Below are 26,417 nucleotides of genomic sequence, written 5' to 3' on the forward strand. Positions count from 1 at the left end.
TTCCGGTGCTTTTTTTTAGTCTAAAAGGTTAACCGTTTGATTTTGCGGCAATACCGAAGGTGGTATATTGAGGCAAGAACACTAAGGGCACGGTGCCTATGGGGCCGTTTCTCTGCTTTGCCAAAATAAGCTCCGTTGAAATCGTTTTTTCGGAATCATCTGAGGTTTCCTGTCTTTCTCTATGCAAAAACATTACAACATCGGCGTCCTGCTCAAGAGAGCCCGATTCCCTTATATCGGCAAGACCGGGTTTTTTACCTTCGGCATCGCGGGTCAGCTGAGAAAGAGCTACAACAGGAATGTTTAACTCACGCGCTAAACTCTTTAAAGAGCGCGAAATTTCAGCTATTTGTTCATGCCGCGGAATTAACGAATTTTCACCCGTTATAAGCGTAAGATAATCTATAAAAATTATTTTTACATTATACGGAGGGCTGCAAAGCCTTCTTGCCATTGCCCTTAAATCCAAAAGCTTCATATTGGGCATATCAACCAAATAAAAAGGGGCGTCATACAAGGCTCCGCAAGTTTCCGCAATTTTTCTAAAATCTATTGTACTTAAATTTGCAGAGCGCATTTTATTGGAATTTATTTTTGCTCGTGAAGCAATTAAACGCTGAACAAGCTGCATATCCGACATTTCCAAAGAAAAAAACGCCGTAGGAATTTTTTTGTCTATTGCAATATTTCCGGCCATCGTCATAGCAAGAGCGGTTTTACCTACCGAAGGCCGGGCACCTATAATAATAAATTCCGAATTTTGAAATCCGTAAGTAAGAGAATCCAAATTTTCAAAACCGGACGGAATACCCGTATATTCGCCCTTATGTTTGTGCATTTTCTCAAGTAAATCTATTGTAGGAATAATAACTTGAGAAAGAGATTTAAAGGTAGCGGCATTTCCCGCATCGGTAAGTTCAAAGATATTTTTTTGCGCTTCTTCCAAAACGGTACGGCTTTGAACGGTTTCATCATAAACATCCGCCGAAATTTTAGCGGAAACGCGCAAGAGGTTTCTGCGTATGGACGCTTCCAAAACCATTTTGGCATAAAATTCTATATTTGCCGAGCTGGGCACCGCATCCGTAAGAGAAGCAATGTAGCCTGCACCGCCTGCCTGCTCAAGTTCGTTTAAAGACCTTAAGGTATCCGTTAAAATTAGAATATCGGGCTTTTGCCCGCGCGTATCCAATTCGGAAATCGCCTTATATATTTTTTGGTGCTGCGGCGAATAAAAAGCTTCAACCGGTAAAATAGGACGAATAAGACCGAAAACGTCCGGGTCAAGCAATACCGCACCCAAAACGGCCATTTCGGCTTCTATATTATTGGGAGGTAATTTATTTTTTAAATTTTTAATATGTTTATTATCCTGAATACTTGCCATTATTTAAATTACCGATTAATCATATCAACGGCACTTGTATTAACATCAACTTTTTGCTCCGCATTTAACTCCGCTTTTTTTTCGGAGCGTACTTTGTCAATATATTCCGCATTATTCATAAAATCGTATAATTTTTTTATATCGCTATAATAAAACGGAATGCTTTCCACATCATCATCAAGCGTTTGTTCTCCATAAATTCTTTTTATATGAAATTTATTTAAAACGAGATATGTATTTTTGTCTTTTACCAAAAAACTGAATTCAACGGCATTTTTTCCGTCGGCATTGGCGTCCAAGCGTGTTATTTCTTCGTTTCCGTCAATACCGGAAAAAGAATAACAATAAAGCAAAGACGTTCCTATTTTTTCAGAGCCGTATTTTTTTCCGTGTTGCCCGACATACTCGTTTAAGGCTATAACATCGGTAATTATTTTTTTAATTTCTTTATTTGCATAAAAATCAAGCCGATATTTATGTACGGTATTATACAGCGTAAAAGATATATAATCGTTTTTTGCATCTTTTCCGATATTAAAATCTATAGAATACGATATATCGAACCCCGATTCCAATGTATTAACTTCAACATTGTTTGCTATATTATGCCCGTATATTCCGGTTAAGGGTAAGGTTGTGCAGCTTACAAGATATAAACTCATAAAGACTAAAAAAATAATTTTTTTCATTTTACATTCCTCTTAAAGTATAATTTTTTTGCTATTCTTTGTTACACCTTTAAAAATAAAAGCGGTGTTTTTTTTCGTTAATATAATAACCGCCGCATGATTACGTTCTTCAGTTATCAGCCGTATCCATAATCATATCATAGTGAGCCGAAATTATCTTATTTTCGGGAAGCTGCTCCTTTGCTCTTTTTATATATGAAGCGGCTTCTTTAGGTAATTCCATTTTGTGATAAATAAAAGCCATAGAGTCCAAATATGCCGGATTATCGGGTTGCCTTTCCGAAGCTTTTTTACATAAAACCAATGCTCGGGTTAAATCCCTTTCCGTTTCCGCCAATATATAGCCGAGGCCGTTAAGAGCCGTACTGTTTTCGCTGTCCGTTTCCAAAGCTTTTTCATAATAATCTATGGCTTTTTGCACCTCGTTATGCTCATAAGAAACATAGGCCATTGAAGAAAACACTTGAGCCGATTCATAGCCGCCTTGTATAAGCTTTGAAAGCTCAAATTCGGCAAGACGGGTGCGCTCCGTATTCGCATAAATAAAGGCTAAAATAAGCCGGCACTGATATACCTTTGCAATATCGGTATTAGCCGTAACAACCTGTTCAAGATACTCCAATGCATGTTCATATTGAACTAAACGCGAATAAATTAAACCTATATAATAATCCAGCTCGGTTTTAATATTTTTGTCTTCGGTTGAAACACTTAAAAAAAATACTAAGGCTTCATCGTACTTTTTATTGTTGTATAAAGATATTCCGTCTTTTAACTCAAGATACATACCTTACCTCCCTATAAAGCGATTATCCTTACAAGCATTTTTATAAAATAAGCTTGCCGTAATTTTACACAAAACCAAATTCCATACTCTTAAAATAAACAACCGGAAAAATCTTCGGATTTTGAGGATTGTTTATTTTCCGCCGTTTCGTAATGCAATGAGAAACGGCATACAATCACGACGTTTGCCGAAAGGCAAACTCGACAGTTTAAATTAAGCGACGCCTATTTCAGGAGCTTAATTTAAACCCCCTCTTAAAATAAACAACCGGAAAAATCTTCGGATTTTGAGGATTGTTTATTTTCCGCCGTTTCGTAATGCAATGAGAAACGGCATACAATCACGACGTTTGCCGAAGGGCAAACTCGGCAGTTTAAATTAAGCGACGCCTATTTCAGGAGCTTAATTTAAACCCCCGTTTTAATTAGCTATTATACAAAAAAACCGATTTTTACGCAAGACTTTACCCGAATTTTACAATTACCGCTTAAAATCTAACCTTTTTATGACGAAATTTTCAAATCCGCTTAATTTTTTATAATAACCCAAGTAGAGCCGGAGCCTCCGTCCGCACTTTTAGGGTGTCCCGTTTCTCCCGCCGCTTTTTGCTTTTCCAAATACGAACGCACAAAAGGAGCAAGCACCGCCCCTCCCTGCGAATGATTTCCCTTTCCGTGTATAATAAGAACTTTTTTAAAACCCATTCGCTTAGCTTGTTCAAAAAAAACATTTAAAGCGGCTTCCGCTTCATCACAAGTCATACCGTGTAAATCAATTTCGTCTTCATGCCGCATTTCCCTCAATTGTTTACGTAAGCCGGCATAATCTATTTTATTTTTTTCCGTTACGGCATCCTTATCATAAACGCCGTTACGTCTGAGCCAAAGCTCCATGGGATTTATTTTTTTTTCATTTTCCGCCTTTATCTTATTTTCAACTAAATTTTTATTTTTCCTGTCTTTTTTTATTTGTTTTTTCCCATAAGGCTTTCCGGTCATTTCTTCCCATGCATATAATATATCTCCAAAATTTTTCGGCATAAAATCCCTCCCTAATCAATAATTATAAATTCCGTAATATCCTTCCAGCCGCTTGTTTTATCGCTTTTTTCTACATAAAGCCAAAAAGCGTTTTGTTTCTTTATAATCACGGTTTCTCCTATTTTTAATTCTCCCGCAGCCGTACCCGATACTTCAGGTATTTGATAAATAAAACGTGATTTTTTTTCGCTTGACGGAACATAAACGGCTTTTTTATATTTTCCGTTAATAAAAAAATATAAACATACCGCTATAAGAAAAAATACACAAACTATACATACGGTAAATACAAAATTAAAAGATTTTTGGTTTTTCTTTTTATTTAAAGCAAAAACAATACAAATGACAAAAATAAAAAGAAACAATAATATTAAACCCGCTTTTTTTAAAACAATAGAAGTAACTGAAAAAGATTGAATAATATTTAATTCTTTTTCAATTTCAAGTCTGCGGTTTTTTATTTTCATAGGAAATATAAATTTCGCTTCCTGTTGCCTCAGCTCCGCAATCAGTTTTGCCTTTTCGGTTAATGTTTTAAAATCTATATTTTTATTTTGCCGCGAGTTTTCCGATACATCTAAATTCCCGTCAAAGGTTTTTTCTAAAGTTTTTTTTGCAATTTCATCATTTAAAAATTCGTCGGTTTGTACTATACCCGCATTGCGTACAAATATTTTTTCCGCAGGTATAAAAGTTTTTTCAACGGTATTATTTTTAGAAGGTATCGATAAAACTGGAGAAGGCAACCGCTGTTCGCCGCTTTCAAGCGGAGTCCAATAAAAGCAGCCTACAGGTTTCCAGCCTTGTTCGCTAAAAAGAAAATAAGTTAAATTTTCATTTCCGCATGTTTCTAAAATGGAATTTTCAGGAGGCTGACAATTCACTTCCCAAAACGGAATGGAATTTATTTTTGTATTCGGAATATAAAAAAAGCCGAAAAGGACTATTTTATATCTACCCCCTTTAACGGTTTCTAAAACAGGTTTATTTTTATCCGAAAATATTTTCCATTTAAATTTCGTATTTACGGAAAGTTCGGGAGGTTCAACATATATGGAAAATTTATTAAGTTTTTTTATTTTTTTCCCCAATATCAATTTGGGTTCCAAGGTAAAATCTCCGGTTTTTTTTAATTTATATTTATTTTTTATTAAAATACCGTCATATAATTTACTTGCTTCCGATTCTACAAGCTCAAGAGCGGCATCCTCTATAACTAATTGCGGAAATTTTAAAAATTCATTATCGGAAAATGAATCGGCGTCCAATTTAATTTGAGCCGTAAAAAAAGAATTTAAAAACAAAACATCGTTTTGAAACTCCGGCTGAGGCAAAGTTTTAGTTTCCGAATATAAAATAAAATTTAAAAATATAAAACAAAGAATTAAAAATCGTATGCGGCGGCTTTTTTTTCTTCTTGAGTAATTTTTTGCCATTCGTCTTTCTCCTTTTTACGTATTAAGTCCATAACAGCCTTGTCAAAAACCCCGTCTTCCTTCTCCGCAGCCCCCTTAGTTCCGCCGCTTTGAGTTTTACTTTCGGATTTTTCCGAATACTTTTTACTTAACTCATAATTTATTTTTGCGTCTACATTATCCGAATCGAATTCCAAAGATTGTCTAAAACAATCGGCAGCTTTATCATATTGTCTTAATTTAAATGCTATAATTCCCCGCTGATAATAAAGAGAAGAATTTAACCGATTGTCTTTTGCATTTTTAATATTTTCAAAACGTTTAAATGCGGAAAGGTCTTCATTTTGCATAAGATAAACGGAGCCTATTCCGAAATTGGAATATATTTTTATCTCTTCGTCATTTAACTGTTCAGCCAGTGCAAGCGAATTCAAAAATGATGAAGAAGCGCTTATCCAATCATTTTGTTTCCACGCCATATAACCTGCAAGGGAATCCAATTTCGCTTTAGCCTGTTTTGTACATGCAAGGATTAAAAAACAGCAAATAATATATAAAATAAATCTAATTTTCTTTGCCATAAAACGATAACCCTCCTAAGCAGATAAAAATAAAAGAAATTACGAGCATTTCAAAATTTCTTTTTACCGGTTCTTGAATGTAAATCATTTTTTCTACATCGTCAACTCCCGCATCGATTATTTTAAGAATATCCGCAATTGCACCGACTTGAGTTGCTCTAAAATATTTCGAATTATCCCCCGAAGCGCTTGCAGCTGCATTTAAAAAACTTTCATCCAATTTTGAATCTATAAGTTTTACGGAGCCCGTTTCATCATATACCGAAATTTTTGTACCGGCTTCGGTTCCGAATCCTACAATCAATAACACAGCTTCGGTTTTTTTTACGGCTTCTGCGGCGCGTAAAAGAGATCCCTCCGTTTCTCCTCCGTCCGTACACAATATTATAATTTTGGAATTTCCCCTCTTTTCTCCGAAAGAATTTAAGGCCAATAAAATACCGGCTTCCAAATTAGTTCCGTATGAAGAAAAAATATGCGGCGATAATGAATCTATTGCAGAAAACATTGCATGTTTTTCATACGTAAGAGGCACTGTTAAAATACCCTCGCCCTTAGTAATAACCAATCCGCAGGAAGCTCGTTTTAATTTTTCCAAAAACATTTTTAAAAATTGCTTTTGTACCGATAAACGGCTGGGTTTAATATCCTGAGCCGTCATGCTTTTTGAAATATCGGCAACAATCATAACCGAAACGCCCTTTCTTCTTACCGACACGGGTTTTGCACCCCATAAAGGGCATGCAAGAGATAAAATTAAAAAAATCCATGCTAAAGAAAAAAATAATGTACGCAATTTTATTCCGGCAATTATTTTGTCGGAATTTAAAATATTGGAATACGACTTTTTCAATTGCCGTATATTTATAAAAAATAAAATCAATATGGGAATTAAAATTAAAATAAAAATCAAATAAAAATAATTTTCGAATTTTATCATAAAGCAATCCTTAAAAATATACGGCGTATCACCCATGCGCCTGCAAAACAAAAATTGCCGCAAACAAAAAATAAGAATATAAATTTTCTTCGGTTATTTTAATAAAATCCGAAGGAGCGGCCGGAACCTGTTTGGAAATAACGGAAAAAATTTCTTCAAGCATTTCAACGGAATTTGCCGAAGCATATTTTCCGTTTCCGTATTGAGCAATATTTTTTAATTCTCTTTCATCGAATTTTGAATAAAAAGAAGCGGAATAGGTTTTTCCGTTTTTTTTATCGGTATACTCCAAAACCGTATAGCCCGAATTCCCTATTCCTATAACATAAAAACCTATCCCCTTGCGAGTTAAAGTTTCCGCCGCAGTTTTGGGATTTATTTCGCCGGTATTATTTTCACCGTCGCTTAGCAAAATAAGATAAGCCGAATTGGGTTTTGTTTTTGCCGTGTAAACCGAAGAAACGGCAATACCCATACCTATTGCAGTACCGTCTCCCAATTCTCCTATGGATAAAGAGTCAAGCCGCGATAAAAAAACCTTATGGTCAATTGTAGGCGGAACAATAAGAGCGGCGGAACTTGCAAGAGCCGTAATTCCGAAAGAGTCTCCGGGATACTTATGTACGAATTTGCGGATAATTTTTTTTGCCGCGTCAATACGGGTTTCTCCGTTAATATCCTTTGCAGCCATTGAAGGGCTTATATCCACCAAAAACATTATCGAATTTCCCGAATCCGTGTATACTTGATTATTTTTAAATACTACAGGCTCGGTTAAAGCTGTAATTACAAAAATCACTCCCGCATAAAACAACAACCGCGAAATAAAATACAAAAAAGCCGTAAACGGATTTACTTTAGGAGCAATGCCGTTCCAATTAACTAAATTTAATTTAAATTCCGGTGAAAAAAGAATCTTTGACTTTTTTAAAATTACGAAAATAGGGAATACTGAAAATAATAAAAACAAAATCGGCCGGTTAAAACTGAGCATAACTTACCTTCTTTTTATCCTGTTTTACGGTTTCAATTTTACGTATTTCAATTTCGGTTATTTTTACAAGATTAAAAATCCTGCTTAAAAAATTTATACATTCTTTTTCGATATTAACTTCGGATAAAAGAAAATTATCAAACCGCAGTTCCTGTAAACGTAAAAATATTTTTTCAAATTCAAAGTATATACCGTATGAATTTTTAAATTTATTTTTAAGCTCAAAAAGAATTTCGGAATATGTAAAAGCATTAAAGGCGTCGGCATTTTTCGTATATGCCGTATTTGTTATATTAAAACAATAAATTCTAACCGCATTTTCAAATTCTTTCAGCCAATTTTTTCCGAACAAAACAACTTCTTCGCCGCTCTTTTTTTGAATCGGTTTTGTTTTAGATTTTTTTTCAAGCCGCTTTAACTGCTTGTATAATATACGTACGCGTTTTTTTTGAGTGTGAAAAAATGAATCGGTAAAAAATCTTTTACGTACGGCATTTATAATAAATATAAAAATTCCTATACCTACTATGGCCGCAGCACCGGCCGTATAAAGTAAATTTACGGTTCCCGGTATTAAAACCGGAGGCCGCGGAGGTTGCAAAATATCCGTTTGCATTGTTTCCAAAATTGAAGAAATATATACTTGAGGAAGTTCATCATATATACCCGCTTCACGTAAGGACGGAAAAGAAATATACCCCGTTTCCCACGGAATAAATGTAATTGAAATATAGTCTTTTTTTTCCTGCTGAGTAATTCTGATATCCGTAATTTGCATTAAGCCGTTTTGCTTTATTTTTCCTATTTGAAAATTTCCCGATGTTAACACAGGTGATTTAAAGTCGGCTAAAATATCTATCGGAAACAAAAATTCGGCAGTATCTCCTATAAATACTTGCTGCGGAATTAAAATTCCTTCCATATTTTTTCTCCGATTTTTTCTATATTATTTTTTAAAACATACCTGTTATTTTGTTTGGATAAAAAAAAGTTGGATAAAACTTTTGCAGCGTCATCATTTATATTTAACAAAATCGGGTGAGCAAGACACCGTTTACATAAATTTTTCCAACGCAATAATTCTTCGTAATAAGCCTTTGCATATTCGGTTTGAAAATTTTTATTACCGGTAGGAACCAGCATTTTAAAGTCCGCTTCGGAATCTTTTGCGGGGATTGTTCCCGCCTTAGGAAGAGCAGAATCCATATCACTTGCAAGCCTTATACAGACTACATCGTTTTTCGATGCCAAAAAACCGAGCTGTTTTTCAAAACCTTCAACTTTAAAATCGGAAATTACAATTACCAGCGAGCGGGAACGTAATACCTTTGAAACCGCAGTTAAAGAAGAAGCAAGATTTGTTCCGCGCATATTCAAATCCGATTTTACCGAAACCGCAAAATTTTCCATAGATTTTAAAATTGTAAGAATATAATCTTCTCCCTCATGCGGTATAAAAAGAGGGCCTTTTTCGCTTGAAAAGAACAAGGCTCCTACGGGTGAAAAAATATTACGGGCGGCAAAGGCTAAAAGAGCGGCGGTTTCCACCGCCTTTTCTTTGGGAGAAATCGAATTCGAGCTTATTTCCATTGAAAGCGAAAAATCAATACATAAAAAAACAGTTAAATCCCGATCTTCACGGTGAAGTTTAAAAAAAGTTTTACCGCTTCGGGCGGTTAAGTTCCAATCTATGCTTCTAACGTCATCTCCCGCTTCGTATTCACGTACCGAATCGAATTCTATACCGTGCCCGCGGAAGGCGGAGCTGAAGCCGCCTGTCCGTAAACCTTCCGAAACGGAAAGAGAGGATATTTTTAATTGCTTTGCCCGCTCGGCAATAAATCCTATTTTCACAATAACTTATTTTAGTAAGATCGGGCTTTTTTTTCAATAGGAGCAATTAAAATGCGTATCCTACGCTTAACTTTACAAAATGGTTATCACGGAATCTTCCTAGTTTACCGTCTTTTTTACCTCCGAAAAATCCCAAATCCGCATCTATTAAAATAGTGCCCGCCTGCCAATGAAGCCCCGGAGAAATCATAAAGTCTTTATCTTCAATTCCGATTATAGATACAATCTTCCACTCCAAGGAACCGCGTACAAGTTTTTGCGATATCGTAAACATAATCCTCGTATCGGTTGTTTTTAAATCTTTTTCCATATCTAAAGAACCCGCTCCGCTTTGAATATGTTTTCGGTTTAAACGGATTGTTTCCGCGATATGAGCAGCAATGCTTATTGAAAGGGGCAGTGCATAATCAAATCCTAAATTCCATGCAAGGTTAGGATTATAAATATAAGGGTTATCGCCTTTTAAGTCGTTTGTAATGTTGGCGGCAAATTCTCCGCGCAAGTTTATAAGACCGAGAGCGATGCCGCAGTCCATTCCGACGTGGTGATAACGGTTATAGCTAAATTCGGGTTTTCCGTTTACCGCTTTTAACACGGGAAAAGGAAGCACCCCGTAAAAATACTGCAATCCTCCGTCAAATACTCCATCTAAAGAAAACGTAAATCTTGCTCCGCCTTGAGAATATTTATAAGTATTTGTTTTTACGGATTTTAATTTTTCGACTTCACTCGGAGAAAAATCGGCACTTTTCCACCGTCCGTCAACCGTAAATCGATTCGGTTCAAAAATAGGAAGATATACAAGGCTTAATTTAGTTTCAAACGGCATATAAGCCGAAAGATAAAACATAGGCTGCGGTATCTTTATTTTTTCCGTATCAAGTTCGGAAAAATCGGTATAATCCCTAGGGTTAAGCACGTCCAATACGCTCATAGCGTCGGCTCTTCCCCAAGTCATTTTTTTTACTCCTCCGCCGAAAACTATATAATCGGTAATTACCTGCATATAAGCCTGCTCAATCCACGGCGGAATTATAGGCTTGGGTAAACTCTCCGCCTGTTCTCCAAGTCGAACGGGAAGAGTTTTACCGTTCAGCACAACACCGAAATAAGCCTCCGTAAGAGGCGCCTTGGCTTCAATATGAAGATTACCCCATACGGGAAGAGCCGGTTTATAAGTTTTTAAATTCTTAAAATCTTTAAAAAAGAAATTAGCCCCCGCATACAGGGAACCGCCTATACCTACACTGAAATTCCCTTCTTGATTATTTTCCGTTTCCCCGAAATTAAAATCCGAAGAAACGTCTTCTTGCGGAAAAAGCAAAAAATATGCGGAAAAAAACAACAGAAAACTCAAAATAGTTTTCTTTATATTTGTGTGTAAGGATTTCAATTTATTTCCCCGTTTCCAAATATTTTGAAGTAAAAAGTTTGTCCGGAATATTTATTCCGTATTGAATTTTTTCTATATGAACTATAGTAGAAGTATTTACCTTAACGCTGGAAAGTTTTGTCGTAAACGGGGTCATTATTCCGTTTACATCTTTATAATCCGATAGCTCCATCAATTTTTCCAACTTATCTTTTGCATCATAAAATTCGCCCTTTAAAAGGGTGTTTGATTCTTTTTCAATCCACATTAACATTTTTGAATATGCATATTTTTTATCTTTAGGGACGGCTTCAATTACATAACATTGCTTTCCGCCCAATTCTTCTTCGCGTAACACCGTATGCGTATCAAGAGAAACGTCCCTATCCATAAAAGATACATCATTATATGAAAAGTCGGTTCCCATAAAAGATTCGCTGCCCTCGTTTTCCGAAGCTATACGCCTTACTTTCCCGAGATTGGGAAGGAAAATCCTTTGGTCCGCAGAACCGTTTGCTTTTTTTAACATCAAAAAACGTGTCCCCTTTGCATTTGCCGGTTCTCTAAAACTGATTAAGGTACGCTGCATTCCGTCCTTATCTTTTGAAGAAAACTGGTCAATTACCAAAATATTAAGAGTTTGTCCGCTTTTTTGTATCTCCATTTTAGACCGCGTTGCCACGGAATTAACGGAAGACTTTGTTCTTGCCTTGCTTACAATTTCTTCAGCGGTTTCAGCAAAAAGAACACCGCCTAAACCTGATACCAATAAAATAATCGAAATTATTTTTTTCATTTTATGCCTCCAAAATATCAATTAATAAAAGTACCGCTTCTCATCTATCTACAGGTAAAACTTTTTTTATAAACTTAGGTTTCAGTAAATTAAGCAAAATAGGCAGTACGGTTAAACTTCCCAAAGAGCTTGTAACCATAACAAGGGCGATTAAAAAACCCAATTCTGCAAGCATATTGAACTTTGAAAGCATTAAAACCGCAAAGCCCGCTCCTACCGAAACTGCGTTAAATAAAATAGCTTTTCCCGACCCTAAAAATGCCGAATATAAAAACGACCCGGTATCCCCCATTTTTAAAATACACTTATGATATGCCGCCAAAAAGTGAATTGTGTAATCCACTCCTATTCCTATTGCAAAACTTGCCACCATTGCCGTTCCTATATTCAATTTTATTCCTAAAAAGCCCATAAAACCGAAGTTGGCTAAAATTGAAAGACTTAAAGGAATTATTCCGATTATGCCCGCAATTGCGGAGCGGTAATATACGGAAAGAATTAAAAAAACTATAAAAAGAGAAACCCCTACGGAAATCAATTGCGATTCCACTACAAGATGATTAAGAGATTTTTCAATTAAAACAAAGCCTCCCGTTTCCACTTTTACATCTTTAGGAAATTTCATTTCGATGAATTTATTTATTGCGCTCATAGCCCTATCGGTATCTTGCTGCCCCACCGTTCTAAGCTGAATATTTACTTTTAACATTTTAGGAGAAGCCGTATTATCTACAAATTCTTCCGCATTTTTTCCCAAAAGAATAAGATAATTTTCTATAACTCCTATAAGCTCACTTTGAGTCTTTTTTCCGTATTTTTCAGGACTCACAGGAATTTCATAATATGCAAGTCCGTCATAATTTGTTTTTTTTCCGAAGCCTTGCAATAATTTTTCTGCGGAAATATGGGCCGTATTTCTTTCTCCGATTATATCGGTTAAAAAATTCATAATCTCTCTTTGGCTATAAAAACGTTCGGACTTTTTATCTCTTACCTCTAAAGAAGTTTCTTCTTCAAAAGAGACCGTATCATTTTCCGCTTCTCCGAATCCCCAAAAATCTTCGTCTTCAGCGTTTTTACTATCCGTATCGGAAGACTTATTTTTTTCCGCATCGATAATTTCTTCCGCACTTTTTACCGAAAGCCCCTCCGGAAGTTCATCGGCATTGTACACTTGATTAATCCGCTTTAATAATTCCGTAATTGAAGTTACCTTTCCGACTTCGCTCACTTCCTCTTCCAAAAAAACCGCCATATCATCAAGAGCTTTTAAAATATCCGGACGTATAACCGTACTTCCGTCATTTACCGTAATAAGTAAATTAAGCAACTTTGAACCGCCGAATTTTTCCCGCATAAATAAATCCGATTGAACTACGGAAGTTTCCTTATCAAAATATTCCATTAAAACATTGTCTATGACCAATTTTTTTAAGCCGAACACGGAAATGACCACTATTACTGCTGCAAAAACCACAACGGAACGGCTGTGCTGTGCAATTATTACAAAGGTATTTGAAATACCCCTATCGAATTTACTGGATTTTTCTTCATTATGTTTTCTTGCCCATTTCATAGAAGCCTTTTTGGGGCCGCGTATTATTAAAATACTGGGTATTAAGGTAATGGAAATTAAAAAGGCGGACATTACTCCGAAACTTGCAAAAATACCGAATTCAAAAATAGGAACAACCGAAGTAAAACAAAAAGAGACAAAACCTGCAAAAGTCGTAAGAGCCGCTAAAAACACGGGGCGTATTACCTCCCTTAAAGCCCTTATAACCTGCGTTTTATGCTCTTCTTTTGAAATTACATCATCTTGAACGACTTCATCATAATAATTGTTTATAACATGTATTCCGTAAGCGGAGCCGACTGCAATTAAAATAATCGGCAATATAGTTGAAAGAATGGAAAGAGGCACTTGAAACAGGGCCATTGCTCCCAATGCCCAAATTACCGAAACAATTACGGTTAAAAGAGGTAAAAATACTCCCGAAAACCTGCCGAAAGATAAAAATAAAACCGCTACTACTATTGCAATTACAAGAGGCACTAAAACGGTTAAATCATGTGCCGTAGCCTGATTTACTATTTCGTTAAAAACGGGAGTCCCCGTCAAATATATTTTTGAATCCGGGAAACTCCATGCATCGGTAAGAGCTATTATTTTTCTGCAAGCCTCTACAGCTTCAGGCGAACCGCTTTCTTCGTTTGTTACATTTAAAAAAATTAGAATTTGAGTAGCTTTTACGTCTTCGGACACTAAGCTGCGAGTATAAAGCGGCCAGCTTCTAAGTTTACGCTTTACTATTTTTACTTCTTCTTCCGTTCCGGAAAAATTTTCGGGAATTAACGGCTCGGTAATAATTTCTCCGTTTCCGGCTTCTATGTGTTTTGTATTTGTAAGAAGGACGATGTTTTTTACCAGCTCAAGTTTTTTTAAATTTTCCTCCAATTTTTTTATCTCATCTAAAAAAGGTTTTTCCAAAATAGAGGAAAATTGCCGCTCAAGGCCGATTAAAATAGGCACTTCATCTCCGAAAATATCGGTAATTTTTTGGGTATTTACACGGGACACATCATTTTTAGGAATAAAGCGAAAGTTATTATTATCGAATCTGAGCCGTATAAGTTGAAGAGCGAAAAATAATGTAATCGCTAAAATTGTTATAAGCATTGTTTTAGTATGCTCATAAAAGCGTTTTGTAGAAAACACACGTTTAAATACGGTATTTTTTTTAATAGTATCGTCTTTTTTATCCATACCTTCTCCCGTATATTCCGGTTATCGGAATTATCTATTATTATAAGGATAAAAGGGAATTATCCGCATTATCCGAAGCCAACCCGCGCAATATAATTTCAAATACGGTGCGCATTTCCGAAATAATCGCCTTTGAATTCCGCATATCTTCAGGCAAATTTGCCGTATTCTGCACAACCGCAGAGGCAATGAGAATTAAAATTCCGGTGATTTTTTGCGGATTGATTTTTTTAAGAAGAGTTCCGTCTTTTACACCCTTTTCTATTATTTTTTCAATCAGTTTTACAAGTCTGAAAAAAGGTTCTTCTTCGGATTTTAAATTTTCTTCAGCTTTAAATTCGGCATTAAAGCTGTTTTTTAGGCCTATACATATAAAAATATCGCCGAATTCTCCGAAAATATCTATATAGCTTTGCCAAAGGGTACGCAAGGCTTCAACTCCGCTCATTTCAGGTTCAATTCTTGCATTTACGTAATTTACGAAGTCCTGACAAGCCTCGCTTACCAAGGCGTCCATTAAGTCTTCTTTACTTTTAAAATAAAGATAAAGAGTTGCCTTGCTTACCTCCGCACGGTTTGCAATATCCTGCATACTGCAGGAAGCCGCCCCGCATTCGTGAATCAGTGTCTTTGCATGGGATAAAATAGCGGCTCTGCGCTCTTCTTTTTCCCGCTCTTTTCTTTCATAAATTCCCATTACGGCATACTCCTAACTATCGGTCATTATATAACCGCCGGTTAGTTTTGTCAAGCGGTAAACCGCAAGACAATTTATATATAATTACGATTTTATTTTTTTTCTACAAAAATATTTTCTAAAAGCAAGACGGAACAGGATAAGTTTTTTCCGTCCAATAATATTTCGGCTAAACCCGAAGCTTCATTTTTGTTTATTAAAACCGCTTCGGAGCCTAATTTTAAATTTATTTTTTTGTAATATTCAAACCGCTCTTTTGAACCGGTAAGTTTTACTACATTTAATTTAATTCCGTACTCCGAATCTTTTAATGAAAAATCCGATTTTATATATTCGCTTTGGTTTTTTTTAGGAATAACCGCACCGTGAGGGTCCCGTTCGGGATTTCCCAAGTATAAATCTATTATATCTATCAGCTTATCGGAAGCGGCATGTTCAATATTTTCCGCTTCGTTATGAATATCTTCCCAATTCATATTAAGCGTTTTATATAAAAAAGTTTCTATCAATCTATGCCGCCTTAAAATATTAAGACCGTACATTTTTCCTCTTTCCGTTAAAGAACAGCCGGCACGGCTTTTGTGCATTATGTAACCGTCCTTTTCCAATTTTTTTACCATAGAAGTTGCGGTGCCCGGGGTTACATTTAAAAGTTTTGCAATTTCTCCGTTTGTAATTACCGTACCGTTATTATCCGATAAATATTTTACAATGGCTTTTAAATAATTTTCAGCAGTTATTTCGGAAATAAGCGACATAAAATCCTCCTATAAAAACTTTAAAAAAAATTACTCAAAAAAAGTTTTCAGTCCATTTGTAAGCCCTTGCCCTACAAACGGGCTTGTAACAATCGATGTTTGCCGAAACGACAAACTCGAAAAATAAACGGAAAGACTTCACTTAAATATTTAAAAGAGAATTTACCGCCTCCGTTTTTCCTTTAGGCAGTAAAACTAAAATTCCGTTTTCTTTTTTTATATATTCCATTTTTTCGGCTTGCATTACAACCGCCCCGGCCGTTTTTTTACTCATATTTATATGCTCGGTTAAATGTTCTTCTCTGCATTCATACTTCATACTTTCGGAACCCTGATGATGAAGTAAATGAATAACAAGCATTTTTACAAAAAATTCGATTTTTAATTTTCTTTTTTTATTTGTTTAAAAATAAGTCCGTGCCCGGGTGAAAATAAATAGACAGCCGCAAATATAATTCCCGTCATTAAGGATATTGCCCCGGCGATACTGCCGTCTATTTTAATTGCAAGGTAAAATCCGCTTATTGATGCAATACATGCGATAATTACGGAAACAATCAGTGTGTAAAGCAAGTTATCGGTAAGCAATAAAGACGCTCCGGCAGGAGCAATCATTAAGGCCGTTACCAAAACCGCTCCTGCGGAATCAAAGGCTCCTACGCAGGTTAGCGTTACCGCAAACATTAGCCCGTAATGTAATTTAGCGGGACTAAAACCGGACAATTGCGCGGAAGCGGGGTCGAAGGTTGTAAATTTAAGTTCTTTAAAAAATAAAATTATAAAATTAAATCGAAGATTAAAATTAAACTCATTTGAATCAAGCTCTTAGGTAAAGAAAACCCTAAGAAATTTATTCTATCGAACGGAGCAAATGCAATTTCTCCCAATAAAACGGAATCCGTATCCAAATGAATATTGCCTGCATACAGCGAAACGGCTATTACGCCCAAACCGAATAAAAAAGGAAAAACCAAACCTATTGCCGCATCGCTTTTAATAAGTTTTGTTTTTTGCAAAAGCTCTGTAAATAAAACCGAAACAAACCCGGCAACAACGGCACCTGCAATCGGAAGCATCGAATTAAAGCTTTTACTTATAAAAAAGCCCAAAACTATTCCTATTAAAATTGAATGACTTATAGCGTCGCTCATTAAAGACATTTTACGTAAAACTAAGAATACTCCGCATAAAGCGCAAGATGAAGAAACAAGACTTGCAATAACTATAATTTCCATATTCATAAATTTTACGCCTTAAATCTTTTTAAATATTTATGTAATATACCGCGTGTAGGACTTAAAAAAACGGAAAGCACCGCTATAGCGGTTAAACAACAAACAATAACGGGCCCTGTAGAAAGTTTTACTACCCTTGAAGAGATAACCGAACCTACTATTCCTGAAACGGCACCGAAAACCGATGAAAGGGTACACATAATACCCAGCTTGTTTGTCCACTGTCTTGCGGCGGCGGCAGGGGCCATAAGCAAGGCGCTCATCAAAATTACTCCTACAGCCTGTATCCCTATTACTATAGTAATAACAATTAAAACCGTTAAAACGGCTTCTATAATTTTCGGAGGGAATCCGATGGAATGAGTAAAATCGTTGTCGAAGGTGGAAACTTTTAACTCTTTCCAAAACAATAAAATAACTGCAAATAAAATCAATTCGGTATAAAAAATGATTGTAACATCGCTGTGTATAATTGTCGCCGCCTGTCCGAAAATAAATTTATCCAACCCCGCCTTTGCGGCACCCGGAAATTTTTGCACATAGGTTAAAAGTAAAATACCCAGACCTAAAAAAACACCCAAAACAATCGCCTGAGCGGCATCGGTATCCAATTTTGAAGTGTTTACAATTAGGTTTATAAAAAGAGCTCCCAGCAATCCTGAAATACCGGCACCTATTAAAAGCGGAAGGGTAATTTTTGAACCCGTAACTATAAAAGCAATTACAATCCCCGGAAGAGCCGCATGAGAGACGGCATCGCCCAGTAAACTTTGCTTACGTAAAACTGCAAAAGTTCCGACAAAGCCCGAGCCCATTCCTAAAAACATTGTACCTAAAAAAACATTCCGTAAGGTATAATCCGAAAAAAAAGCCGTTATACCGCACATATCTGCTCCGAAGAATACGCAGCCCGCCCGCCATAAGTTATACGTAAATTATCCTGTGTAAAAACCTCTTCTACCGCCCCTTCTTTTATTAAATGAACATTTAACAAAAGAACCCTGTCAAAATAATCTTTTACGGTTTGTAAATCGTGATGAACTACCAAAAGAGTTTTGCCCGATTGCTTTAATTCTTTTAACAATCTTACTATTGCCTGTTCCGTTGCGGCATCTACACCTTGAAAAGGCTCGTCCATAAAGTAAAGCTCCGCATTTTGAACAAGTGCCCTTGCAAGAAAAATGCGCTGCTGCTGTCCGCCTGAAAGCTCGCTTATTTGCCTTGAAGCAAATTCTGCCATACCGACTTTTTCAAGAGCCGAATAAGTTTGTTCTTTTTCAAGTTTACCGGGACGTTTAATCCAACCGAGTTTTCCGTAAGAACCCATAAGCACAACATCGAAAACCGTAGTGGGAAAATCCCAATCTACCGAGCTTCTCTGAGGAATATAAGCTACACGCTTCCGTTGGCTTTTAAAGCTTTTTCCGAATACCCTTATCTCACCCGAAGCGACGGGAAGAATTCCCATTATAGCTTTTAACAGAGTGGATTTTCCCGCTCCGTTAGGCCCTATGACGGCTTCCATCGAGCCTTGAGGAACTCGGATATCGATATCCCAAAGTACCGGCTTTTCGCGATAAGCCATTGTTAAATCGGAAACGGAAACCGCAGGGCAATCCTTATCGGCAGCCGATTGACTATTCTTATTGTTTTTTATCATCGCAAGTGTTTTATCTTTTCTTAGGTTAAAACCGAATCGGGAGCTATGTTTACTTAAAGACAGAGCTCCGTTTTTAAGCCGGTACGGTAACCCCCGCACCGGCGGCAAAAATTATTTTTTCATTGCTTCCGCAATAGTATCTATATTGTGCGTAAGCATACCGATATATGTTCCTTCAAAGGTTCCCTCATCTCCCATAGCATCGGAAAACAGCTCTCCGCCTATTTGAACCTCATACCCGCGGGAGCTTACTGCGGATTGAAGGGCTTTTATATTTTTTTCCGGGACGGAGCTTTCAACAAAAATTGCAGGCAGTTTTCTTTCTGCAATAAAATCCGCCAAATCCTGAACATCTTTCGTACCGGCTTCGGTTACCGTACTTATACCCTGTAAGCCCCTTACTTCAAAACCGTAAGCCTTACTGAAATAGTTAAAAGCATCGTGAGCGGTAACTAAAACCCGTTTTTCTTCAGGGATTTCAGCCGCCTTCTTTTTTATATAAGAATCAAGCTCTTCAAGTTTTTTTAAATAAGCGTTATAATTTTCGGTAAATATATCCTTTTTTTCGGGGGCGGTTTTACACAAACCTTCATAAACCGAAGTTACCGCATACTTCCATAAAGAAACGTCAAACCATACGTGGGGGTCGAATTCGGATTCTTCAAACGGAAGAAGATTTTCCGAAGGTATACTTTCGGAGACGGCAACGGTATTACGGGTTTCGGAAAGTTTTTTTAAAACATCGCTCATTTTCGCTTCGAGATGAAGCCCGTTGTAAAAAATTAAATCGGCTTTTTCGAGCTTCGTAATATCACCCGCGCTTGCCCTATAAAGGTGAGGGTCAACACCCGCTCCCATAAGAGCCGTAACCTCAACTTCTTGCCCGCCGATTTCCTTTACCGTATCCGCAATCATACCGACGGTTACGGTAACCCGTATTTTTTTACTTTCCCGCCCCATACTTGCCGCTTCGTCTTTTTTTGTGCAGCTTAAAGTAAATAAAGCGGCAGAAAAGGCAAGCATTATAAAAATAATTCTTTTTGTTTGTTTCATAAAATTTCTCCTATTTTTTGATATATCAAAATTATATTTATAAGTTATCAAAAAATAAAAAATAAGTCAATAGGAAATGTAAATGCCGCTTATTTTAAGCGGAAAGCAAAAAAAATCCCTGCAAACAAAAAAGTTTGCAGGGATACTTGCCGCAAAACGGCAAACTAAGCTAAGTTAAACAAAGCCTTAGTATGTGATTTTTGCGGAAAGAATAAAGCGTCCGTTATCGGCTTTATGTTGACAAGGAGCTGACCTCCATTGACCTGCACCGAACATTAAACCGTTTCCCATTACAGCACCCGGAGCAAAAGCCTTTCCGTGTGACCAGTTTAAATCAATGGTAAGTCTTTCCATAGGGCTAACGGCAAGACCTACTTTATAAGCTAAACCAAAGTATCGTTTTTGTTCGCTTTTAGGAGTATCATCACTATAAATACTGCTGTTTGTTTCACCCCACAAGTCTGCATAGGGCTTAATCCAAATGGAATCCGTAAGCATAGCCTTATAACCTGCACCTACATTTAAACCGAGAGGGAGAAGCCAACCGTTCTCTCTGTCTTCTTTTGAAATTTTATGAAGAAGACCGAATACATTTAACCTTGCATGTAAATCCAAGCCTTCAACTGCAGGAAGACCTGAGTATCCGACTGTAAAGGCAATATCGGTAATACCGCGTCCGGGTTTACTTCCGTCAGCAAGAGGCTTTTCTTCAACTCCGCCTTTTCCGTCAGATACAAGATTTAATTTATACGGATCAAATGTACTGCCGTTTCCGTAAGGAGTTCCGTCCGAAGATACATATAAACCTGCATCTATTGTTCCGGCCTTTGAATTCTTATATTCCGTTCCGAAGCCCAATGCCCATGCAAACAGGGGAACTGAAACATCCGAGGTCTTCTTAAAGGCATGGCCTCCGTCAAAGCCCAACTTAAACATTAATCCGTCAATAGGCTCGGATTTAATCATTGCGCCTACATTCATAACGCGCATATCATCAAAATTGGATTCGACATCCGTTCTGTACGAACCGGCCGTGTCAAATGTCATATTGAAATTTGCATCAACAGTTAAATATTTTTCGACGGGAGCCATGTGGAAGTCTATACCTAAACCGTAATGACCGTTCATCCTGTATCGATAATAAGAGCTCTTATATATCATGTACTGACCGGAGGGAACACGTTTCCAACCCGGACCTGTTGCTACAACCTTACCGCTCATATCTCTAAGTTCATGACCGTCTTTTACATATATTGAACCTGTTCCGTTAACACGGTTAGCCTTTACGGTAACCGTCTCAACATATTCGGCACCTAAAGATCCGTCTCTGTCCTTCCATGAACCGTTTGAAGTAAATTTAATACCTACGTCAAGGTCCATCAAATCGGGGTTTGCATAACCGATTTTCGTACCGTAGCCGCCGAAACCGGAATTAAAAATACCGTAGTTATCATCGGTTATTAACGAAGTTGCGTCCGCCGCATACTTGGTTTTCATTTCGGGAGCATTGTATACGGTAATATATGCACCGTAAAACACGATTTTGGCTTCAACTTTATCAATTTTTCCTGTAGCCTTTGCTGCTTTTAAGTCGGCTTCAAGTCCGAGTTTTACGCCGTCAAGGTTAATAAGAGCATAAACATCTCCTTCACCTTTTTTAGAACCGCTTTTTACAAAGGGCAAACTGACCGAAGCCGTTGCTTCATTTAAAAAGCCGTGCGAAATCAGTGCCGAACCGTATTTATCGGTACCGTAACCGAGATCAATACCCCACGACAGTGTAGCACTGCCCTTAAATACAGGCGCAGGCATTTCAGGTGCATCTTGGGCAAATACAGCTCCGCCCACTAGAACCAAAGCAATTAAAATTGACAGAATTTTTTTCATAGAAAAAATCCCTCCTTAATTTAAGTGATGAGATAATTCTAACATAAAATTTTTCACCTGTCAAGCAAAATTTAAAAAAAGTTACACAATTTTAAAAAAATTATTAAAATTTATTTATCGCCCGAATTTTAAGTATGAAGGAAAAACCCATACACTTATTCCGAAAATCCTTAGCGGTTAAAATAAAACCGCAAAGCTCGCAGAGTACGCAAAGAGGGAATAGGGGTCTTGCACACGGCACCACAAAAAGCCTTAGCGTCCTTAGTGCTCTTAGCGGTCTTAGCGGTTATAAAAACAAACCGCAGAGCACGCAGAGTACGTAAAGAGGGAATAGAGGGGCTTATTAAACGCACAGTGTAACGGTATAAGGTTAGTCGGTCTTACCACATAAGGTAAGACAGACGAACCACATAGGGTAAGACAGACGAACCACATAGGGTAAGACAGAGTTACCGCATAACGATGGACGGTCTATACACGTAATGGGGAATTGGACATTACCCGTTAAAAAAGGAGGCTTATTTTAGACAATGCAAATAGCATTGTCTAAAAATGCCGGTCGAGTTTGTAAAACAAACTCTCAATATTATATGCCGTTTCTCACTACGTTGCGAAACGGCGGAACATAAGCAAGCGGAAAAATATCAATTTTTGAGCCTTGCTTATTTTATAGGAACATCGGCAAAGCAAACGCCTTACCGATTGGCAAACCACCCCCTCGTACACAAGCAAAGCGCGTCAGCGCCTTTGCCGCAAACCTAAGCGGGAGCGGACAGGACGTCCGCCGGAACAGCCCCGGCGCGAGTTTTCTTGTAAGAAAACTCGAAGCCCAAAAAGGTACAGGACGTACCTTTTTAATCGAACATCACACGGTTAAATACCGGGGATTCCAAAGGGGACACCCCTTTGGCAGCGTTGAAAAGGAGATAGGGGGTCGTAGGGGGAAAGAGGGAAACTTGCGTCTGACAAGTGTCTCTCTTTCCCCCTACAAAACCGAAGGGGGCTAAGGGGAACCTTCCCCTTACAACACGGTTCGCCTCTCCCCCTTTTAAATCCCCGCATATTATGCTATACTTAACAGTGAGGAGGGACAGACCTGATGAGTAAGAGCTTTGACGAACTGACAATTGTCGATGATTATATGTTTTACCGCGTTATGGAAGACACCGATATCTGCAAAACGCTTCTTAACATCGTCTTGCGCGGTAAAGCCGAAACGATAACCGAAATCGAACTGCAAAAAACCCTTGCCGACGCTGGCAGAGCCAAAGGAGTGCGCTTCGACGTATGGGCAAAAACTCTAAGCGGTACAATCTACGATGTGGAAATGCAGGCAATCAATAAAAACGACCTTGCCCGCCGTATCCGCTACTACCAATCGGCAATCGATGTAAGCGTGTTGGAGCGGAACCAACCTTACGAAAACCTGCCCGACTCGTTTATCTTGTTTTTCTGCACCTTTGATTATATGGGAAAAGGCTTGCCCGTTTACACCTTTAAGAGTACATGCGCCGAAAACAAAAATCTCTTACTTCCCGACGGTATAACGAAAATCATCATCAACAGCAAAGCGGCGGAAAAAGAAGCAAACGCAGAGTTAAAAGCATTTTTACACTATATGAATGGGAAAGAAAGTAATGACGGCTTTATCCGAAAGATAGAACAGCGGGTAAGAGAAATAAAAGAAAACGAAACATTGAGGAGGGAATATATGCTAATCAACTCATTTGAAAGAGATGCCCGAAACGACGGCTGGAAAGCAGGTATGCAGGCAGGTATAGCACAAGGCAGAAGTGAAGGTATAGCACAAGGCTTTTCCGACGGGGCGAGGCAAACAAAATTGGAAACGGCAAAAGTATTAAAACGGCTTGGCGATTCGGTACAAAAAATAATGCAGGCTACAGGTTTAACCAAAGAAGAAATAGAAAAATTGTAAAAGCCCTTAGTGTGTACACTTAAAAACAAGCCTCAAACCATAACCGTAAGCGGGCTTCCAAAACGATTACAAGCCGATACGGCAATCTAAGCAGTTCGGCAAACCGAAAAAGATAAAAATTGCTTGACATAATATACAAATAGCTGTATATTGTATGCGGGAGATGACTATGCCTTTATTACAAGTAATAGCCTGTCTTGAAGACGTTCATAGGAAAATTTCATACCGTTGTAAAAGGTAAAAATAGGACTACGGCCTAATAAGCTGTAGGTTTACTTGAAAAGGGCTTAAATCAACAAAAAGCAAATACCGAAAGACGTAAACGATTGGTGAAAAACTTAAAAAGAGGAAAAACGGGTAAATTTAAAAATGTATATAATCAAGCTTCTTGAATTATTGCACACGATTTATTTATAGCCGAAATTACAAATATTTTATGGAAATATTATAAGGCGGGAGTACTAACCGATATGGACTGTATTCAATAAGTTCAAGATGAAATCGATATGATTGATGACTTTATCGGTGTTAGAGAATTACGGAAAAAATCTTTAGCGGAAGGAATTAAAAATAATAATTCGATTTATAATATGTATTATGCCGTATTGGACAAGAAGAAATAATGCGGCTTTAATCACAAATGACGGATATTTGTTCGGAATCTGTGAAAAATTATCTATAGCAATTTGAGCAATTTGTAACTGAAAAAAGATATTTAATTCCGCGGTTTAACGCCGATAATGTTTCGCAATAATCGGATTAAAACGGATAAATTTTTAAATTTTAAGGAAAAGCAAATGAAAAAATTGAAGATATTTTTACATCATCAAAATTTAAGAAGGCGAGCTGCCGGTATTGCAGGAGGAATAGAAATAGCCCTTTCTTTTGCAATGCTTGTAGGTATTCTGCTTCTTTCAATTCAAATCTTTTTCGATTTAAAAGATATGGTAATTGCAGCCGTAGAAAAAAAGACAATGCCGCAGTTTTCCGATTTTTTATCCATGATTTTCTCCCTCGTAATAGGGCTGGAATTCGTAAAAATGTTAATAAAACAAACTCTTAGCAGCGCCATTGAGGTTGTTCTGTTTACTCTTGCAAGAAAAATCATAGCCGACCACGGAAGTATGATAGACGCTCTTTTAGGCGTTGCGGCAATTGCCGTTCTTTTTGCAATAAAGAAATTTTTAATTCAAAATACCGAATATACGGGCGAAGAAGAATGCGATTACATCGTAAACGGAGGAACCAGTATTCGTGAGGTAAATCACCGTTTGGATTCCGATTTTGATGAAGCCTACGGAAACACGGTTGCAGGCTACTTATTCAACTATTTAAAACGCGAAGGCAAAACCCCGCACTTCGGTTTGGAAACGGAGATAGGCGAATATAAATTTATAATACACGAAATGGATAATGACCTTATCCGCTACATAAAAATCGTACCAATTCAGCATTAGCAATGGAGCTTTTAAAAGACCTTTCATAAGGGGGAAAATATGAAAGATGAAGAAAAATACGAACAACTTTTTTCGATGATTGTAAATGCAAAACATTTTGTAGCATTTACGGGAGCCGGAATAAGTACCCTTGCAGGTATAAAGGATTTCCGCGGAAAAGACGGGTTATATAAACAGCCCGATACCGAAAAAATGTTCGACATTGACGTATTTTTCCGAGACCCTTCCGTTTATTACAGCATGGCAAAGGAGTTTATCTACGGGCTTGATGAAAAAAAGCCTGCGGTAGTCCATACCGTTCTTGCGGAGCTGGAAAAATCAGGTTTTTTAAAATGCGTTATTACCCAAAATATAGATTTACTTCACCAAAAGGCGGGAAGTAAAAATGTTTTGGAAATTCACGGCTCTCCTTCCGTTCATTATTGCATTAACTGCAATTATACCGAAACCTTTGAAGAGGTTTCAAAAATTGCAAAAACCGGCGCCGTACCCGAATGCCCTCACTGCAAAAGCCAATTAAAACCTGCAATAACTTTTTTCGGAGAAGCTCTGCCGCGCGCAGCTCTTTTTAATGCCGAAGCGGAGTGTTCAAAGGCCGATTTTTTGCTTATATTGGGAACGAGTCTTCAAGTTTATCCTGCCGCAGCCCTGCCCGCTTATACTATAAGAAACGGCGGAAAAATTGCCGTAGTAAATAATCAACCTACACAGTTCGACTCCTATGCCGAAATCTTACTTGAAGACTTGGGCGAAACATTCGAAAAACTTGAGGAAAGGTTAAGAAAGCAAAAGCTATGATTGAAATGCAATATGCTTAATAGGCTGCAAAGCTTCTATTTCTTTAGAGTGTTTTCCGACAGCAATATCAATATCATATTTATTTTGAATATTAAGCCAAAAAGCCGCGCTCGTATCAAAAACTTTTGCCAATCTCAACGCAGTATCTACGGAAATTCCTCTCTTTTTCTTTATAATCTGACCTATACGAGTTTGAGACATACCGGTATACTGTGCAAGTTTATAAACAGTTATATTAAGAGGTTCCATAAATTCCTGCAATAAAACATCTCCCGCATGTACGGGTTTAAGTTTATATTTCATAAAAACTCCCA

At 37.4% G+C, this 26,417-nt stretch carries 26 protein-coding genes; 3 read left to right on the plus strand and 23 right to left on the minus strand.

Features of this window, described 5'->3' with window-relative positions; translation table 11 throughout:
- Nucleotides 1-28: 28 nt before the first annotated feature.
- The 22 genes from dnaB to msp form a co-directional block, all read right to left on the minus strand.
- The gene (dnaB, locus tag DYQ05_RS12990) at nt 29-1,387 is read right to left on the minus strand and encodes a replicative DNA helicase (protein ID WP_020966506.1); all 1,359 of its coding nucleotides are present in this window, start codon (nt 1,385-1,387) and stop codon (nt 29-31) included.
- A gap of 8 nt (nt 1,388-1,395) precedes the next feature.
- Nucleotides 1,396-2,076 (minus strand): hypothetical protein, encoded by a 681-nt coding sequence (locus DYQ05_RS12995; protein WP_206183576.1) that lies wholly within the window; start codon nt 2,074-2,076, stop codon nt 1,396-1,398.
- Between the two features lie 109 nt (nt 2,077-2,185).
- Nucleotides 2,186-2,863, minus strand: coding sequence for a tetratricopeptide repeat protein (locus tag DYQ05_RS13000; protein ID WP_020966508.1), 678 nt, complete (start codon nt 2,861-2,863; stop codon nt 2,186-2,188).
- A gap of 527 nt (nt 2,864-3,390) precedes the next feature.
- The gene (locus tag DYQ05_RS13005) at nt 3,391-3,903 is read right to left on the minus strand and encodes a Smr/MutS family protein (RefSeq protein ID WP_020966509.1); all 513 of its coding nucleotides are present in this window, start codon (nt 3,901-3,903) and stop codon (nt 3,391-3,393) included.
- A gap of 11 nt (nt 3,904-3,914) precedes the next feature.
- Nucleotides 3,915-5,339: a hypothetical protein gene (locus DYQ05_RS13010; RefSeq protein ID WP_206183577.1), complete on the minus strand. Its 1,425-nt coding sequence runs from the start codon at nt 5,337-5,339 to the stop codon at nt 3,915-3,917.
- Nucleotides 5,288-5,899, minus strand: a complete 612-nt coding sequence (locus DYQ05_RS13015; RefSeq protein WP_020966511.1) for a tetratricopeptide repeat protein — start codon at nt 5,897-5,899, stop codon at nt 5,288-5,290. Before DYQ05_RS13015 ends, DYQ05_RS13010 begins: the two co-directional genes overlap by 52 nt.
- The gene (locus tag DYQ05_RS13020; RefSeq protein WP_024470155.1) at nt 5,883-6,839 is read right to left on the minus strand and encodes a vWA domain-containing protein; all 957 of its coding nucleotides are present in this window, start codon (nt 6,837-6,839) and stop codon (nt 5,883-5,885) included. The genes DYQ05_RS13015 and DYQ05_RS13020 overlap by 17 nt, the downstream gene beginning before the upstream one ends.
- A gap of 28 nt (nt 6,840-6,867) precedes the next feature.
- Entirely contained in the window at nt 6,868-7,833 is a 966-nt protein-coding gene (locus tag DYQ05_RS13025) for a VWA domain-containing protein (RefSeq protein WP_252723404.1), read from the minus strand.
- Nucleotides 7,820-8,755, minus strand: coding sequence for a hypothetical protein (locus tag DYQ05_RS13030; protein WP_206183578.1), 936 nt, complete (start codon nt 8,753-8,755; stop codon nt 7,820-7,822). The genes DYQ05_RS13025 and DYQ05_RS13030 overlap by 14 nt, the downstream gene beginning before the upstream one ends.
- Entirely contained in the window at nt 8,740-9,687 is a 948-nt protein-coding gene (locus tag DYQ05_RS13035) for a DUF58 domain-containing protein (protein ID WP_024470029.1), read from the minus strand. The genes DYQ05_RS13030 and DYQ05_RS13035 overlap by 16 nt, the downstream gene beginning before the upstream one ends.
- Nucleotides 9,688-9,733: 46 nt before the next feature.
- On the minus strand, nt 9,734-11,044 hold the full coding sequence (locus DYQ05_RS13040) for a hypothetical protein (RefSeq protein WP_252723405.1): 1,311 nt from the start codon (nt 11,042-11,044) through the stop codon (nt 9,734-9,736).
- Between the two features lie 37 nt (nt 11,045-11,081).
- Nucleotides 11,082-11,855, minus strand: coding sequence for an outer membrane lipoprotein-sorting protein (locus DYQ05_RS13045; RefSeq protein WP_024465649.1), 774 nt, complete (start codon nt 11,853-11,855; stop codon nt 11,082-11,084).
- Between the two features lie 40 nt (nt 11,856-11,895).
- A complete protein-coding gene (locus tag DYQ05_RS13050) occupies nt 11,896-14,622 on the minus strand; it encodes an efflux RND transporter permease subunit (protein WP_252723406.1) in 2,727 nt (908 codons plus the stop codon).
- A 40-nt stretch (nt 14,623-14,662) separates the two neighbouring features.
- A complete protein-coding gene (locus DYQ05_RS13055; RefSeq protein ID WP_020966519.1) occupies nt 14,663-15,319 on the minus strand; it encodes a TetR/AcrR family transcriptional regulator in 657 nt (218 codons plus the stop codon).
- Nucleotides 15,320-15,411: 92 nt separating this feature from the next.
- The gene (locus tag DYQ05_RS13060; RefSeq protein WP_206183579.1) at nt 15,412-16,077 is read right to left on the minus strand and encodes a metal-dependent transcriptional regulator; all 666 of its coding nucleotides are present in this window, start codon (nt 16,075-16,077) and stop codon (nt 15,412-15,414) included.
- 142 nt (nt 16,078-16,219) lie between these two features.
- Nucleotides 16,220-16,438 carry a hypothetical protein gene (locus tag DYQ05_RS14400; RefSeq protein WP_290121746.1) on the minus strand — a complete coding sequence of 73 codons (219 nt, stop codon included), beginning with the start codon at nt 16,436-16,438 and terminating at the stop codon, nt 16,220-16,222.
- A 20-nt stretch (nt 16,439-16,458) separates the two neighbouring features.
- Nucleotides 16,459-16,800 carry a metal ABC transporter permease gene (locus tag DYQ05_RS14405; RefSeq protein ID WP_290121747.1) on the minus strand — a complete coding sequence of 114 codons (342 nt, stop codon included), beginning with the start codon at nt 16,798-16,800 and terminating at the stop codon, nt 16,459-16,461.
- Nucleotides 16,801-16,853: 53 nt separating this feature from the next.
- On the minus strand, nt 16,854-17,318 hold the full coding sequence (locus DYQ05_RS14410) for a metal ABC transporter permease (RefSeq protein WP_290121748.1): 465 nt from the start codon (nt 17,316-17,318) through the stop codon (nt 16,854-16,856).
- 5 nt (nt 17,319-17,323) lie between these two features.
- A complete protein-coding gene (troC, locus tag DYQ05_RS13070; RefSeq protein ID WP_206183580.1) occupies nt 17,324-18,199 on the minus strand; it encodes a metal ABC transporter permease in 876 nt (291 codons plus the stop codon).
- Nucleotides 18,187-18,972, minus strand: a complete 786-nt coding sequence (locus DYQ05_RS13075; RefSeq protein WP_024465648.1) for a metal ABC transporter ATP-binding protein — start codon at nt 18,970-18,972, stop codon at nt 18,187-18,189. The genes troC and DYQ05_RS13075 overlap by 13 nt, the downstream gene beginning before the upstream one ends.
- Before the next feature lie 111 nt (nt 18,973-19,083).
- Complete coding sequence (locus tag DYQ05_RS13080) at nt 19,084-19,995, minus strand: metal ABC transporter solute-binding protein, Zn/Mn family (RefSeq protein ID WP_144299238.1); 912 nt, start codon at nt 19,993-19,995, stop codon at nt 19,084-19,086.
- Nucleotides 19,996-20,211: 216 nt separating this feature from the next.
- Nucleotides 20,212-21,912, minus strand: coding sequence for a major outer sheath protein Msp (msp, locus tag DYQ05_RS13085; RefSeq protein ID WP_206183581.1), 1,701 nt, complete (start codon nt 21,910-21,912; stop codon nt 20,212-20,214).
- A 1,099-nt stretch (nt 21,913-23,011) separates the two neighbouring features.
- Here msp and DYQ05_RS13090 point away from each other — a divergent pair.
- From DYQ05_RS13090 to DYQ05_RS13100, 3 genes are all read left to right on the plus strand, one after another.
- Nucleotides 23,012-23,848, plus strand: coding sequence for an Rpn family recombination-promoting nuclease/putative transposase (locus tag DYQ05_RS13090; protein WP_206183582.1), 837 nt, complete (start codon nt 23,012-23,014; stop codon nt 23,846-23,848).
- A gap of 797 nt (nt 23,849-24,645) precedes the next feature.
- Entirely contained in the window at nt 24,646-25,305 is a 660-nt protein-coding gene (locus DYQ05_RS13095; protein ID WP_024465258.1) for a transporter associated domain-containing protein, read from the plus strand.
- A gap of 39 nt (nt 25,306-25,344) precedes the next feature.
- A complete protein-coding gene (locus DYQ05_RS13100; protein WP_206183583.1) occupies nt 25,345-26,103 on the plus strand; it encodes a Sir2 family NAD-dependent protein deacetylase in 759 nt (252 codons plus the stop codon).
- Here the strand turns inward: DYQ05_RS13100 and DYQ05_RS13105 are convergent.
- Nucleotides 26,098-26,406, minus strand: coding sequence for a HigA family addiction module antitoxin (locus DYQ05_RS13105; RefSeq protein WP_024465257.1), 309 nt, complete (start codon nt 26,404-26,406; stop codon nt 26,098-26,100). The two genes, DYQ05_RS13100 and DYQ05_RS13105, sit on opposite strands and share 6 nt — an antisense overlap.
- Nucleotides 26,407-26,417: the final 11 nt, after the last annotated feature.

The organism is Treponema pedis (assembly GCF_017161325.1).
In the GTDB taxonomy this organism is placed as follows: Bacteria; Spirochaetota; Spirochaetia; order Treponematales; family Treponemataceae; genus Treponema_B; species Treponema_B pedis.